Here is a 14,166-nt window from a genome sequence, read left to right on the forward strand (position 1 = left end):
GGTCGGAAAAGTACCCGGCCGGCGCGATGCCATGCGTCGCGCGGCAGGCGGTTGCGACTGTAGCGCAATTCGCGCGCCCGCGTCCTTTCGAAACCCGTACGGGGCGGGCGAGCGGGGCAATATGTCGCAGTTGACGCAATCGGCGGCGCGAGGCTGGCGATGCACCGGTTTCGCCCATCTCGGTGCGCAGGCGCGGTAAGATGCGCACAATTCCATTCGCGCAGCGGCGGCCTGCGTTTGCCGGCCGCCCCTCAGACTATCGAATCGATGCAATCCGTTCCGGCTTCCCTGTCCCTGACCGATACCGCGTTCTTCTTCGACTTCGACGGCACGCTCGTCGAACTCGCGCCGACTCCCGACAGCATTCATGTTCCGCCGTCGCTGCTGACGCTGCTCGACGAGCTGCGCCGCCGCTCGCACGGTGCTGTCGCGATCGTGTCGGGGCGCGGTATCGACAATCTCGACACGTTCCTGAAGATGCCGGGCCTGCCGATCGCCGGCTTGCACGGTGCGGAGCGCCGCGATGCGAACGGCGACACGCAGCGCATCGGCTTCAACGACGAACGCCTGCTGCGCATCGAACGCGAGCTGGCGGGTGTCGTCGACCGTTATCCGGGCATGCTGCTCGAAATCAAGGGCGCGGCCGTCGCGCTGCACTTTCGCAATGCGCCCGAGCGCGAGGCGGTCGCGCGCGAAGCGGCCGAGCGTCTCGTGGCCGACTATGCCGACGCGTATGTGCTGCAGCCCGGCAAGATGGTGTTCGAGATCAAGCCGAAGGGCGTCGACAAGGGGCGCGCACTGGCCGCGTTCCTCGACGAACCGCCGTTCGCCGGCCGCGTGCCGCTGTTCGCGGGCGACGACCTGACCGACGAGAAGGGCTTTTCGGTGGTCAACGCGCGCGGCGGCCTGTCGATCAAGGTCGGCGCGGGCGAGACGTCGGCCCGCATGCGGCTCGATTCGGTCGACGCGCTGCATGAGCAGATCGCGTGCTGGCTTGGCGCGGGGCAGCCGCACGCATGAGCCGGCTCATCATCGTTTCAAACCGCGTCGCGCCGATTTCGGAAGGCGAACCGGCTGCGGGCGGCCTGGCGATCGGCGTCTACGACGCGCTGAAGGAGACGGGCGGCATGTGGTTCGGCTGGAGCGGCGAGGTCGTCGCGTCCGGCGCGCCGCAGCCGCAGATCCGCATCGAGGAGCGCGGGCCCGTGACGTTCGCGACCGTCGGGCTGTCGCGTCGCGATTACGACCAGTACTACCGTGGTTTCTCGAACGCGACGCTGTGGCCCGCGTTCCATTACCGCGCGGACCTGATCCAGTACGACCGCCACGAATTCGACGGTTACCGTCGCGTCAACGTGTGGCTCGCGCAGCAGCTCGTGCCGCTGCTGCAGGACGACGACGTGATCTGGGTGCACGACTATCACCTGATCCCGTTCGCGCGTGCGCTGCGTGATGCCGGCGTGAAGAACCGGATCGGCTTCTTCCTGCATATCCCGTTTCCGGCCGCGCAGGTGCTCGTCAACGTACCGCCGCACCGCGAGCTCGTCGAGTCGCTGTGCGCGTTCGATCTGCTCGGCTTCCAGACCGAATCCGACTTGCGCGCATTCTGCGACTACGTCGAGTTCGAGGCGGGCGGCGAAGTCGAGCGCAACGGGCACAACACGGTGCGCGTGCGCGCGTTCGGCCAGACGCTGCACGCAGCCGCCTATCCGATCGGCGTGTATCCGGACGAGATTGCGTCGCTCGCGCAGGCGGGCGAGCACGGCAAGGCCGTGCGCACGCTCGCGACGTCGCTGCGCGGGCGGCAGCTGATCATGAGCGTCGATCGGCTCGACTATTCGAAGGGGCTCGTCGAGCGCTTCCGTGCCTTCGAGAAGCTGCTCGAGCACCAGGCGTCGATCCGCAACCGCGTGTCGTTCCTGCAGATCGCACCGTCGACGCGCGCGGACCTGCGCGCGTACCAGGACATCCGGCTGCAGCTCGAAGCGGAGTCGGGGCGCATCAACGGGCGCTACGCGGAGCTCGACTGGGCGCCGATTCTCTACATTCACCGCCAGTACGATCGCCAGGTGCTGGCCGCGTTGTACCGGCTCGCGCGCGTGGGCTTCGTGACGCCGCTGCGCGACGGGATGAACCTCGTCGCGAAGGAGTATGTGTCCGCGCAGAATCCGGACGATCCGGGCGTGCTCGTGCTGTCGCGTTTCGCGGGCGCCGCGCGCGAGCTGACGGGCGCGCTGATCGTCAATCCGATCGACATCGACGGGATGGCCGATGCGCTGTCGCAGGCGCTGACGATGCCGCTCGCCGAGCGGCGCGCGCGCTACACGGACATGATCGCGCAGCTGCGCGAGAACAACGTGTCGGTATGGCGTGACAACTTCCTGCGCGATCTGCAGCACGCTTGACCGGCTGCTGCCGGTGCAATAAAAAAGCCGCGGTGCGTGATGCACCGCGGCTTTTTTGTCGGCTGCGCGCGGGCGCGTCAGGCCACGCGCTCGCCGGTCGGCGTGTTGCCGTCCGCATGATGGCGGCCGTGCTGTTTCGCGAGGAGATCGCGGTACAGGCCGGGGCGGTTGCGCAGCACCTCGGGCGGGCCGTCGTCGATCACCTTGCCGCTGCTCATCACGATGATCCGGTCGAAGTTGCGCAGCGTCGACAGGCGGTGAGCGATCGCGATCACCGTGCGGCCGACCATCAGGCGGTCGAGCGCGCTCTGGATCGCTTCCTCGGACGCGCTGTCGAGCGCCGACGTCGCTTCGTCGAGCAGCAGGATCGGCGCATCCTTCAGGATCGCGCGTGCAATCGCGATGCGCTGGCGCTGACCGCCCGACAGCTTGACGCCGCGATCGCCGACGATCGTGTCATAGCCTTCCGGCATCGCCTCGATGAACTCCGCGCAGCGCGCGTCGCGCGCGGCGGCGAGCACTTCGTCGCGGGTCGCTTCGGGGCGGCCGTACGCGATGTTGTCGTAGATCGTCCGGTGCAGCAGCGAGATGTCCTGCGGCACGAGCGCGATCGCATGGCGCAGGCTGTCCTGCGTGATCGTCTTCACGTCCTGGCCGTCGACCTTCACGACGCCGTCCTGCGTATCGTAGAAGCGCTGGAGCAGCGCTAGCACGGTCGACTTGCCGGCGCCCGACTTGCCGATCAGGCCGACGCGCTGGCCCGGTTCGATATGGAGGTCGAAGTGGTCGAGGATCGCGCGCGGATACGCGAACGTCACGCGCTCGAAGTCGACGCGGCCGCCCGTGGCCGACAGCGGCTGCGCGTCGGAGCGGTCCGGCATCCCGTGCGGCTCGAGCAGCGTCTTCACGGCTTCGGACAACCGTGCGACGTGCTGCGTGACGTCGACGAGCGCGACCGCGAGGTCGCGCGTGCCGTGCAGGATCGTGAAGCCCGAGCGAACTGACGAGCACGATGTCGCCCGACGTCGCGCGGCCCTGATCCCACAGCCACAGCGCCCAGCCGAGCAGGCCGGCTGACAGCATCGCGGTGATCACCGCGTGCAGCAGGCGCAGCTTTTCAAGATAGAGCAGGCTTTGCTGGCGCGCGTCCATCTCGGCCTTGACCGTCGCGCCGAAGCGCTTCTGTTCGCGCACCGTCATCCCGAACGCGCGCACGAGGCCCATGTTGCCGATCACGTCGACGAGCTCGCCGTCGACCGCCGCAGCCTTCGCCGCGAACGCATGATGACGGGCCGAGCCACGCCCGGCGAGCTTGAACAGGATGACGGACAGCACGGCCGAACAGCCGAGCAGGCCGGCGGCCATCAGCGGATTGACGACGATGATCATCAGGATCGCGCCCATCACCGCGATGCACGGCGGCAGCACGTTCCACGCCATCGTGTTCTCGGACGTGTAGACCGCGTTCGACGTGGCCGTGATGCGGCTCGCGAGCGTGCCCGGCTGCTTCTCCGAGTAATACGTCGGCGAATGGCCGATCAGGTACTGGAACAGGTCGCGCCGCAGGTCGCCGGTCACCGCGACGAACGTGTGCGCGGCGACCCAGCCGCCGACGCGCCACAGCAGGTTGTCGGCCGCGATCAGCCCGACGAGCAGCGCGAACGCGCTCCACAGCGGGCCCGGGTGATGGCGCCCGGTCGCGAGTACGTCGATCAGGTGCTTGATCGCATATTGCGAGCCGAGCGCGCAGCCGACGGCGGCCAGCACGCTGCAGAACACGATGAGGTGCGCGACGGGGTGGAGACGGATGTAGCGGAACAGGAACGCGATCGGCCGGTGCGCGTAGCTCGACAGCTCCGCGTTGTGGGCGTTGCGCTGGGCGGGGGTGAGAGATTCCAAAATATGCGTGCGGTGATTCGGTGATTGAGCGTTGCGGCTGGATCGCATGCCGGCGTTCGCCCGGACTGAATAATCCGGCATTGTAAACAAGGCCGTGCGTCGCGCTGCGCGAATCTTGCCTTGACCACGGCTCGCGATCGATTTTGAGATAAAATCCGGCATCCCGTCTGCCTCATGTGCCGGAATCACGCTGCCGGCAGCCACGGGTGACCAGGATCGCCAAAAGGGCCTTCCACTCTAGAACGGACACCCAAGTCCGCGGGTTGCAAAGTGTTGCGCCTTTGTAACAAAGTAAAGTGTTTGAAATGTTGTGCGCCGTATCGGGATTAACCCTAGATAATCGGCTCCGGGTTCGATTCCAGGTTTTTTACGAACCCCTGTCAACGGGTCTTCGTTTCAAACGTTCTATGCCTGTCGCGTCGCCGACGCTCCTTGAGCAGCGCGGGTTCGACGCCCCCGGCAGGCTGATTCGTCCGATCTTCGGACGAAATGCATCCAGCCCGGACCGCCGGCAGGTTGCCGACCCATACCTGGTTTTTAGCCGATTTTTTAGGAGTTACGCATGCGAATCGCCCAAATCGCTCCGTTGCACGAAGCGGTGCCCCCGAAACTGTACGGTGGTACCGAGCGAGTGGTGTCCTACCTCACCGAAGCACTTGTCGAGATGGGGCATGACGTCACGCTCTTCGCGAGCGGCGATTCGCAAACTTCCGCGAAGCTCGAAGCGTGCTGGCCGCAGGCGCTGCGCCTCGACCCGACGATCCGCGACGTGATGGCGCCGCACATGCTGCTCCTCGAGCAGGTGCGCCGCCGCGCGGAAGAGTTCGATGTCCTGCACTGCCACATCGACTACTACCCGTTCTCGCTGTTTTCGCGCCAGCCGGTCCCGCATCTGACGACGATGCACGGCCGTCTCGACCTGCCGGAACTGCAGCCGATCTTCAATGCATTCAGCGACGTGCCGGTCGTGTCGATCTCCGACAACCAGCGCATCCCGCTGCCGCAGGCGAACTGGCTGTCGACCGTGTACCACGGCCTGCCGGAAAACCTGCTGACGCCGATCCCGAACGTGAAGCCGAGCTACCTGGCGTTCCTCGGCCGCATCTCGCCGGAGAAGCGCGTCGATACGGCGATCCGCATCGCCGAACAGGCCGGCCTGCCGATCAAGATCGCCGCGAAGCTCGACAAGGCTGATCGCGCGTACTACGAAGAGAAGATCAAGCCGCTGTTCGCGCTGCCGCACGTCGAGTACATCGGCGAAATCAGCGAGTCGGAAAAGGCCGAATTCCTCGGCAACGCACATGCGCTGCTGTTCCCGATCGACTGGCCGGAGCCCTTCGGCCTGGTGATGATCGAGGCGATGGCATGCGGCACGCCGGTGATCGCGTTCAAGCGCGGCTCGGTGCCCGAAGTGATCGACAATGGCGTGTCGGGCTTCGTCGTCGAAGACGAACTGTCGGCCGTCGCGGCGCTCAAGCGCCTCGATACGCTGCCGCGCGAGAAGGTTCGCGCCGCGTTCGAAGCACGTTTCTCGTCGAAGGTGATGGCGCAGAACTACGTGAAGGGCTACGAGGAACTGCTGCGCCAGAAGCGCCGCACGGTGCTCCGCGAAGTCAACGCAAGCTGATCGCGGGCCGCTGCCGCGCTGCGGCGTGCGGCCTTCATCGACGCCCCGTCCGGGTTTTCCGGCGGGGCGTTGTCACATCCGCGGTGCGGATGTGTTGTATTCTCGCCGCGCCCGGCGCCGTGAACGGCCCCCGAAGCGGCCCGGCACGCCATCCGGCCGTCTGTCCAGACGGTAATGTCCCTATAATGGCCGTGCCGTGAAATCCGGCCCTGTACACATACCCAGAGGAGAGCAGTCTTGGCGAGAACGAAAACCACGCGCGCAGCGCCGGCCCCCGGCGCCGGTGTGATCTTCGCGTTGCGTGCGATCGGTCTCGTGCTGCTCGCGCGCTGGCTGTTCTCGATGTCCCAGATGGGCTATCGCTCGTCGCTGTCCGCGATGGTGTCGTCGCCGTGGGCGTTCGTCTACCTAGTGCTGATCTTCCTGCTGCTCGCGCTGCCGGGCGCCGTCGCGCGCGCCGAGCGGCCGTTCCATCCGCTGCCGCAGTGGCTGCGTCAGGCGCTGCGCGTCTTCGCGCTGATCGGTTTCCTGTTCGCGGTCTGGTCGATCGGCATGTACGCGTGGGTAGCCGGCTGGCGCCACGCGCTGCATGCGGTGACAGCGACCAACGGCTGGCTCGTCGCCGCGCCGGCGCTCTACGCGGCAATCGTCTGGATCTGCCGTCCGCGCCCGCTGTGGCGCACCAACGTGGCTGCCCGCCGCTTCGCGGTCGGCCGGTATGCGATTTCACTCGACGTGCTGACGCGCACCGCGATCGTCTGGATGGAAAGCCGCAAGGTCGGCCAGTACGACGCACGTGAGCTGTCGGTGCGCTGGCCGGGCCGCAAGGCTGCCGCGCCGAACGGGCAGGGCGCGGCGGACGCGCAGCCGGCCGTCGTACCGCCGCGTCGCGGCAGCCTGTTCAATCGGCCGAAGGTCGAACTGCTGTGGGATTCGCCGGCGGCTGTCGGCCATAACCGGCAGATCGTGATGCGTGCGCCGCTCGCGACCGAGGGCGACCGCGTCGCGGTGCTCGCGCTCGACGCGGCACTCAAGCAGATCGTCTGACAGGCCCGCGCACCGGGCGCGGGCGACAAGGAGGCACGATGATCGTCCGCTGGTTGCTGGCCGCCATTCACCTGAGTGCATTCGGCGTCGCGTTTGCCGCGATCGCGGGGCGTAACCGCGCATTGCGCCGGCTCATCGCGTCCGCGCAGGCGGCCGACCTGCCCGGCGTATTCAAGGCGGATGCCGCGTGGGGGCTATCGGCGCTCGTGCTGATCGTCACGGGCCTCACGCGCGCGTTCGGCGGTTTCGAGAAGGGCGGCGCGTACTACCTGCACGCGCCGCTCTTTCACCTGAAGATGACCGCGCTCGTGCTGATCCTGCTGCTCGAGGTCGTGCCGATGCTGGGGTTGATCCGCTGGCGTGCGGCCGCGCGGCGACAGCAGATGCCCGATCTCGGCCGGGCGCGCACTTATGTGCGGATCGGCCATTGGCAGGCCCTGCTGGTGATCGTCATCGTGTTCGCCGCGTCGGGGATGGCGCGGGGGATTGGGCTGGCCGGGTAGGTACTAGGTATGGCCGGGTAGGGGCGGCCAGCTAGGTATGGCAGGGCACGTGCGGCCGCGTAGATGCGGCCGGCCAGGCCCGCCATCACCACCCGGTCCGCATCCCGTTCGACCCGCGCAGCATCTTCCGCGAGATACCCGTAAGCCGGGTGCGGGCCGCGTCGCTTCCCCCGATTCCGGCTCGACCGGGCGACCCAGCCGCCCGGTTCATCCCTTGCTCAGCGCACGAGGCAGGGCCGTTTGTTGTTGAACGTCCACCCCGGAATCAGATACTGCATGGCCGCTGCATCGTCGCGGGCGCCAAGGCCGTGCTGCTTGTACAGCTCGTGCGCGACCGCGACGGCATCCATGTCGATGTCGACGCCGAGACCCGGCCGCTTCGGCACTTCCACCAGTCCGTTCTCGATCTTCAGCGGCTCGCGCGTCAGCCGTTCGCCGTCCTGCCAGATCCAGTGCGTGTCGATCGCCGTGACCTGACCGGGCGCGGCGGCCGCGACATGCGTGAACATCGCGAGCGACACGTCGAAGTGGTTGTTCGAATGCGAACCCCACGTCAGACCCCAGTCGCGGCACATCTGCGCGACGCGTACCGAGCCCTGCATGGTCCAGAAGTGCGGGTCGGCGAGCGGGATGTCGACGGCCTGCAGCTGCACCGCGTGGCCCATCTGCCGCCAGTCGGTCGCAATCATGTTGGTCGCCGTCGGCAGCCCCGTCGCACGGCGGAATTCGGCCATCACCTCGCGGCCCGAGTAACCGTTCTCCGCGCCGCACGGATCCTCCGCATACGCGAGCACGTGATGCTGATCGCGGCACAGCCGCACGGCTTCGTCGAGCGACCATGCGCCGTTCGGGTCGAGCGTCACGCGCGCGTCGGGGAAGCGTTCGGCGAGCGCCGTCACGGCCTCGATCTCGCGTGCGCCTTCGAACACGCCGCCCTTCAGCTTGAAGTCGTTGAAGCCGTAGCGTGCATGCGCGGCCTCGGCGAGCCGCACGACGGCCTCGGGCGTCAGTGCGGCTTCGTCGCGCACGCGCGTCCAGTCGTCGGTCGCGCCGCTGCCGTCGCGATAGGCGAGTGCGGTTTTCGTGCGGTCGCCGATATAGAACAGGTAGCCGAGCATTTCGACGCGCTCGCGCTGCTGGCCTTCGCCGAGCAGGGCGGCGACCGGCACGCCGAGATGCTGGCCGAGCAGGTCGAGCAGCGCGGCTTCGAGTGCGGTGACCGCATGGATCGTCGTGCGCAGGTCGAAGGTCTGCAGCCCGCGGCCGCTTGAATCGCGATCGGCGAAGGTGCGCCGCACGTCGTTGAGCACCGCGTGGTAATTGCCGACCGGCTGGCCGACGACGAGTGCGCGCGCATCGTCGAGCGTGCGGCGGATGCTTTCGCCGCCCGGCACTTCACCGACGCCGGTTCGGCCCGCGCTGTCCTTCAGGATCACGAGGTTGCGGGTGAAGAACGGACCGTGCGCGCCGCTCAGGTTGAGCAGCATGCTGTCGTGGCCGGCGACGGGAATCGCTTGCAGGTCGACGATGCGCGGCGTGTCGTGGGAAGGCGAGGCGGTGACGGCGTTCATGGGCGGCGATGGCAAAAGAGTGGGCAATGCCGTGCGGCAAAAGCTTTGCCGCGCGCGGCGGGAGGTGCGATCATTCGACAACCGACGTGCGCGGCGCGCAAGGCCCGCATGTCGACAGCAACCCGGAACAGGGCGGGAGCGACAACGAGACCGGCAGAGCGCAGAACGCGAACGCTGGCTGATCGTCAAGCATGGGACCAGGCGGCGCTGAAATGCCGATTTGAGTCAACAGGAGATCCGTGCACCGATCATCAGTCGTCGGATGACTTGTGACGCAGTATAATGAATCATCGGCTTTCGCTCAAACCCCGCGTAAACCCTCGGCTCACATTACGATCATTCAAAAAGGAACCGGCCTCATGTCCGTGCCTACGCTTCCCGCAGCGCCGCGCCGTCGCGCACGCAGCCTCGCACAAGATGTCGTCGACGCGCTGACCGCGCAGATCGAAAACGGCACGCTGCGTCCCGGCGACAAGCTGCCGACCGAAACCGAAGTCATGGCGGCGCAGGGCGTAAGCCGCACGGTCGTGCGCGAGGCGATCTCGCGGATGCAGGCGAGCGGCCTCGTCGAGACGCGCCACGGTATCGGCAGCTTCGTGCTGGAGCCGTCGCGCCGGCAGACGCTCGGCATCGATCCCGCGACGATCACGACGCTGCGCGACGTGCTCGCGGTGCTGGAGCTTCGCATCAGCCTCGAGAGCGAGTGCGCGAGCCTGGCCGCGCAGCGCGCCAACGATACCGACCTCGCCGCGCTGCGACGGGCGCTCGACGCGATCGCGACGGGGGCGGGCGGCGGGCGCGACACCGCGCAGCTCGACTTCCAGTTCCACCTGCAGATCGCACAATCGACCGGCAACCGCTATTTCGTCGACATCATGACGCAGCTCGGCACGTCGATCATCCCGCGCACGCGCGTGAATTCGGCACGCTTCGCCGGCGACGACCTCGAGCGCTACGTCGGCCGGCTGAACCACGAGCACGAGGATATCTACGAAGCGATCGCGCGCCACGACCCGGAAGCCGCGCGCGCCGCGATGCGCACGCACCTCACGAACAGCCGCGAGCGGCTGCGTCGCGCGCACGAAGCGGCCGAAGCCGAGGCCAGCTGACCGCGGGGGCGTGTCGAAACGCCCCAACATCAGTCGTCATACAAGATCGATGTGACTGCATCGATCTGCACGGCCGGGCGGCGCACCCGCCGCCGGCCGCCGAGCCAGCCGATCAGCCTCCCTTCGTCGTGATCGTCTTCCACGCGCCACTCTTCACCTGGTACAGCGTCGACATCCCGCTCTTCAGCGAACCGTCGTTTGCGAACGAGATGCGGCCGGTGACGCCTTCGAAGTCGATCTTCTTCAGCGCCGGGCGATAGACCTTCGGGTCGGTCGAGCCGGCCGCCTGCATCGCCTTGATCGCGGCCCACGCCGCGTCATAGCCGAACTGCGCATACGACAGCACGTCGACGCCGAAGCGCTTCTTGAAGCGCTGTTCGAAATCCTTCCCCTGCGGCAGCTCGTCGAGCGGCCGGCCGTACTCCCAGGCCATCGCGCCTTCGGCGGCCGGGCCCGCGATCTTGATGAACTCGTTGTCCTTCACCCCGCCGCCGCCGACGAACTGCGCGTTCAGCCCGAGCTGGCGCATCTGCTTGATGAAGTTCGCGGCGAGCGAGTCGAGCCCGCCGAAAAAGATCAGATCGGGATTCTTGCCCTTCAGGCTCGTGATTTGCGCGCGGAAGTCGACCGCCTGGTTGCTGGTGAACTCGCGGCCGATGATGTTCCCGCCGGCGGCCTTCACGGCCTTCTCGAACTCGTCGGCCTCGCCCTGGCCGAACGCGGTGCGGTCGTCGATGATCGCGATGCGCTTCGCCTTCGTCACGTCGACCGCGTACTTGCCCGCGTTGCCGGCGTTCTGGCCGTCGGTCGCGATCACCATGAACATGTTCGCGAGCCCGCGTGAGGTGAGCGTCGGGTTGGTCGCCGCCGGGTCGATCACCGGGATGCCGGACTTGTCGTAGACGACCGAAGCCGGAATCGTCGTCCCCGAGTTGAAGTGACCGACCACGACCGACACGTTCTGGTCGACCAGCGCCTGCGCGGCCTGCACGCCGATGCGAGGGTCGGCCTGGTCGTCCTGCACGACGAGATTGAAGTGCGCGGGCTTGCCGGCGATCTGCACCTTCTGCGCGGCCGCATCGTCGAGCGCGAGTTGCACGCCGTTCTGCAGATCCTTGCCGTATCCGGCGTTCACGCCCGTGAGCGGCGCGGCGAAGCCGACCTTCACATCGGTTGCGTCGGCAGCTTGAGCGGCCTGTTGCGAGAGGAGGGCAAGCGCGGATGCAATCGACACCGACAGCAGGGAATGACGGAATTTCATGTTGTTCCTCTTGTTCGACACCTGCGAGTGGGTACCGCGCGCGTCCGGGCGGGCCGGGCGCGTGCGACGGGCGGGCGGTTCGACCGCTTCTCGGAATCGGGCGGGGAGGTCGGCATCGTTATCCTCGGAACAATCTCCCGTCAGGCTCTTTGCGAAGAGCCCCGATCGCCTCGATATATAGGTCGCCGATATGCCCGGGTCTTGGCAATTTGCCGCGCATTCGGTGCGGATTTGCGCATAGCTTCCGCGCTGGCGCAGCTGGCCGGTATCAGGAGTTTCCCGTCGCTGACTGAACGGGCGAAGAGGAGGGAAGGCGGAGCGAGAAAAAAAGCGCGGCGCGGCCCGTCGGGCCCGCGCCGCGCAGGCGATACCGTCAGTCGGACAGCGCGTCCGATGCGGCTTCGGTGTCGTCGTGCGACGCGTGCGTGCGGATCAGCGGATCGCTGGTGCTCGGGCGGCCCGTTTCGACGTGGCCCGCGAAGCGGCGCAGGAACCCGAGCAGCCGGCCGTCGCTGACGGTCAGGTCGTACCAGCCGTGGCTGCCGCGCAGGTCCCAGTAGTCGTCGACGTGCGCGCCCGGCGCGAGATCGAACGTGCGCGAGCGGCCGTGGCCGTACGCGTTCGTGACCTTGAGCCGCACGGCCTTGTGGCCGCGGTTCATCAGGCGCAGCGTGATGTTGCCGTTCGCGACGTCATAGCCGTAGACCACCTCGGGGTTCACGTTCGCGCTGCCGATGCCGGTCGCGAACGGGCCGCGGAAATGGCAGTAGAAGCCGTTCGGGCCATACACGTCGAGGTCGTACAGGCCGAGCGATGCTGCCGCGCTCCACGTGTCGGCGATCCGCTTGCCGGCTTCGACCGTGTATGCCCACGGGCCGTCGAGGCGGTTGCGCGCCTGCACCTGGAACGCGGCGCCCGCGCGGCCCGTGTTCGCGAAGGTCAGCCGGAACAGGCCGTTGACCGATTCGACGCGGCCGTGCACGAACAGCTCGTACGGCAGCGCGCGCGCCGGACGCAGCCCGGCCTCCTGCTTCGGCAGCTTCTGCAGCGCCGGCGGCACCGGGATGTAGTCGGGGTGACGCAGGCGGTCGGGCGGCGCGTAGCTGCTCGTGTCGGGCAGCGTCGGCCAGGCGGCATCGGACGTCGCGAAGTCGAACGCGGCGGTCAGGTCGCCGCACACCGTCCGGCGCCACGGCGACACGTTGGCGGCCGTGACCGGGTATTGCGCGCCGAATCGTGCCTCGATGAATTGCAGCAGCGACGTGTGATCGAAGGTCTGCGAGCAGACCCAGCCGCCCTTGGTCCACGGCGACACGACGAGCATCGGCACGCGCGGCCCGAGCCCGTACGGGCCGGCCATGTGCGACGCGTCGCCGGCGAACACCTCGTTGGTCGTCGCGACCGTCGACAGCCCGTTGTCGCGCGACTGCGGCGCGAACGGCGGCTGCACGTGGTCGAAGAAGCCGTCGTTTTCGTCGTACGTGATGAACAGCGCGGTCTTGCTCCACACTTCCGGATTCGACACGAGCGCCTTCAGCACCTGCTCGATGTACCACGCGCCGTAGTTCGCGGGCCAGTTCGGGTGCTCGGAATACGCTTCCGGCGCGCAGATCCACGACACCTGCGGCAACGTGCCGTTCTTCACGTCCTGCTGCAGCACGTCGAACAGCGTGCCGCCGGCGCTGATGTTGGTGCCGGTGCGCGCCTTGTCGTACAGCGGCGTGCCGGGCAGCGCGGTGCGGTACTGGTTGAAGTAGAGCAGCGAGTTGTCGCCGTAGTTGCCGATGTACGGGTTCTGCGTCCAGCCCCACGAGCCGTTCGCGTCGAGCCCCGTGCCGACGTCCTGGTAGATCTTCCACGACACGCCGGCCTGTTCGAGCACTTCCGGATAGGTCGTCCAGCCGTAGCCCTTTTCCTCGTTGCCGAGCACCGGGCCGCCGCCGGTGCCGTCGTTGCCGACGTAGCCCGTCCACATGTAGTAGCGGTTCGGGTCGGTCGAGCTCGGGATCGCGCAGTGGTAGGCGTCGCAGATCGTGAACGCATCGGCGAGCTGGTAGTGAAACGGGATGTCGTCGCGTTTCAGGTACGCCATCGTCGTGGTGCCCTTGTTCGGCACCCACTGGTCGTAGCGGCCCTTGTTCCACGCAGCGTGCATGTCCTGCCAGCCGTGCGGCAGGTCCTGCAGGAACTGCAGGCCGAGCTTGTCGGCGCCAGGATGGAACGGCAGCAGTTCGGCCGGGCCGACCGGCTGGTGGAACACCGACTTGCCGTTCGCGAGGCGCAGCGGGCGCGGGTCACCAAAGCCGCGGACACCGCGCATCGTGCCGAAGTAGTGGTCGAACGAACGGTTCTCCTGCATCAGGATCACGATGTGTTCGATATCGCGGATGGTGCCGGTGCGGCGGTTCGCGGGAATCGCGAGCGCATCGCGGATCACGGGCGGAAACAGGTTCAGCGCGGCAGCGCCGGCAGTGCCGGCGGCGACGCGCAGGAAGTCACGACGGTTCGATCGGGTCATGGTCGTTATCGTGCGGTAAAGGGGGGAGCCGATTGGCGGGACCTACGGGAAGGGCGCGCTCCGGGCGCAGGATGCGGCTGCGCCGGTTCGTGCCGCCGCGAGCATAGCGAGGAATCGGTGTCATTCATGTGAAGTCCGGAAACGTTTGCATGTGCGGCGAAGCAGCAGCAAAGCAGCATCTGGGCGCAGGGCGGCTGCGGTCGTGGAGCAGCAGGGGAGGCGAGAA

Annotated in this window: 9 protein-coding genes and 1 pseudogene; 6 read left to right on the forward strand and 4 right to left on the reverse strand. The window is 67.4% G+C overall.

The features are described from left to right. Positions 1–267 precede the first annotated feature (267 nt). The gene (gene otsB / locus KEC55_RS05625; RefSeq protein WP_176046862.1) at positions 268–1,020 is read left to right on the forward strand and encodes a trehalose-phosphatase; all 753 of its coding nucleotides are present in this window, start codon (positions 268–270) and stop codon (positions 1,018–1,020) included. Next, the gene (otsA, locus tag KEC55_RS05630) at positions 1,017–2,405 is read left to right on the forward strand and encodes an alpha,alpha-trehalose-phosphate synthase (UDP-forming) (protein WP_282507081.1); all 1,389 of its coding nucleotides are present in this window, start codon (positions 1,017–1,019) and stop codon (positions 2,403–2,405) included. The genes otsB and otsA overlap by 4 nt, the downstream gene beginning before the upstream one ends. Positions 2,406–2,482: 77 nt before the next feature. On the opposite strand, the pseudogene KEC55_RS05635 reads toward otsA, so the two are convergent. After that, positions 2,483–4,304, reverse strand: a pseudogene (locus KEC55_RS05635) (ABC transporter ATP-binding protein). Positions 4,305–4,866: 562 nt separating this feature from the next. On the opposite strand from KEC55_RS05635, the gene KEC55_RS05640 reads away from it, so the two are divergent. From KEC55_RS05640 to KEC55_RS05650, 3 genes are all read left to right on the forward strand, one after another. Continuing rightward, positions 4,867–5,931, forward strand: a complete 1,065-nt coding sequence (locus tag KEC55_RS05640) for a glycosyltransferase family 4 protein (protein ID WP_027783961.1) — start codon at positions 4,867–4,869, stop codon at positions 5,929–5,931. A gap of 237 nt (positions 5,932–6,168) precedes the next feature. Further along, a complete protein-coding gene (locus KEC55_RS05645) occupies positions 6,169–6,978 on the forward strand; it encodes a hypothetical protein (RefSeq protein ID WP_282507082.1) in 810 nt (269 codons plus the stop codon). Positions 6,979–7,016: 38 nt separating this feature from the next. Then, positions 7,017–7,481 (forward strand): DUF2214 family protein, encoded by a 465-nt coding sequence (locus tag KEC55_RS05650; protein WP_282507083.1) that lies wholly within the window; start codon positions 7,017–7,019, stop codon positions 7,479–7,481. A 218-nt stretch (positions 7,482–7,699) separates the two neighbouring features. On the opposite strand, the gene gudD is transcribed toward KEC55_RS05650, so the two are convergent. Then, on the reverse strand, positions 7,700–9,052 hold the full coding sequence (gene gudD / locus KEC55_RS05655) for a glucarate dehydratase (RefSeq protein ID WP_282507084.1): 1,353 nt from the start codon (positions 9,050–9,052) through the stop codon (positions 7,700–7,702). Between the two features lie 359 nt (positions 9,053–9,411). Between gudD and KEC55_RS05660 the strand changes: the two genes are divergently transcribed. Then, positions 9,412–10,161 carry a FadR/GntR family transcriptional regulator gene (locus tag KEC55_RS05660; protein WP_126360463.1) on the forward strand — a complete coding sequence of 250 codons (750 nt, stop codon included), beginning with the start codon at positions 9,412–9,414 and terminating at the stop codon, positions 10,159–10,161. Between the two features lie 112 nt (positions 10,162–10,273). Here KEC55_RS05660 and KEC55_RS05665 read toward each other — a convergent pair whose 3' ends face one another. After that, positions 10,274–11,422, reverse strand: coding sequence for a branched-chain amino acid ABC transporter substrate-binding protein (locus KEC55_RS05665; RefSeq protein ID WP_176046867.1), 1,149 nt, complete (start codon positions 11,420–11,422; stop codon positions 10,274–10,276). Between the two features lie 373 nt (positions 11,423–11,795). Continuing rightward, positions 11,796–13,940: a phosphocholine-specific phospholipase C gene (locus KEC55_RS05670; protein WP_282507085.1), complete on the reverse strand. Its 2,145-nt coding sequence runs from the start codon at positions 13,938–13,940 to the stop codon at positions 11,796–11,798. Between the last annotated feature and the right edge of the window lie 226 nt (positions 13,941–14,166).

The organism is Burkholderia cepacia, from assembly GCF_029962485.1.
GTDB lineage: Bacteria > Pseudomonadota > Gammaproteobacteria > Burkholderiales > Burkholderiaceae > Burkholderia.

Bases quoted from the DNA above. Each gene is read 5' to 3' on its own strand.
- otsB (WP_176046862.1), top strand. From the start codon at position 268: ATGCAATCCGTTCCGGCTTCCCTGTCCCTGACCGATACCGCGTTCTTC.
- otsA (WP_282507081.1), top strand. From the start codon at position 1,017: ATGAGCCGGCTCATCATCGTTTCAAACCGCGTCGCGCCGATTTCGGAA.
- KEC55_RS05640 (WP_027783961.1), top strand. From the start codon at position 4,867: ATGCGAATCGCCCAAATCGCTCCGTTGCACGAAGCGGTGCCCCCGAAA.
- KEC55_RS05650 (WP_282507083.1), top strand. From the start codon at position 7,017: ATGATCGTCCGCTGGTTGCTGGCCGCCATTCACCTGAGTGCATTCGGC.
- gudD (WP_282507084.1), bottom strand. From the start codon at position 9,052: ATGAACGCCGTCACCGCCTCGCCTTCCCACGACACGCCGCGCATCGTC.
- KEC55_RS05660 (WP_126360463.1), top strand. From the start codon at position 9,412: ATGTCCGTGCCTACGCTTCCCGCAGCGCCGCGCCGTCGCGCACGCAGC.
- KEC55_RS05665 (WP_176046867.1), bottom strand. From the start codon at position 11,422: ATGAAATTCCGTCATTCCCTGCTGTCGGTGTCGATTGCATCCGCGCTT.
- KEC55_RS05670 (WP_282507085.1), bottom strand. From the start codon at position 13,940: ATGACCCGATCGAACCGTCGTGACTTCCTGCGCGTCGCCGCCGGCACT.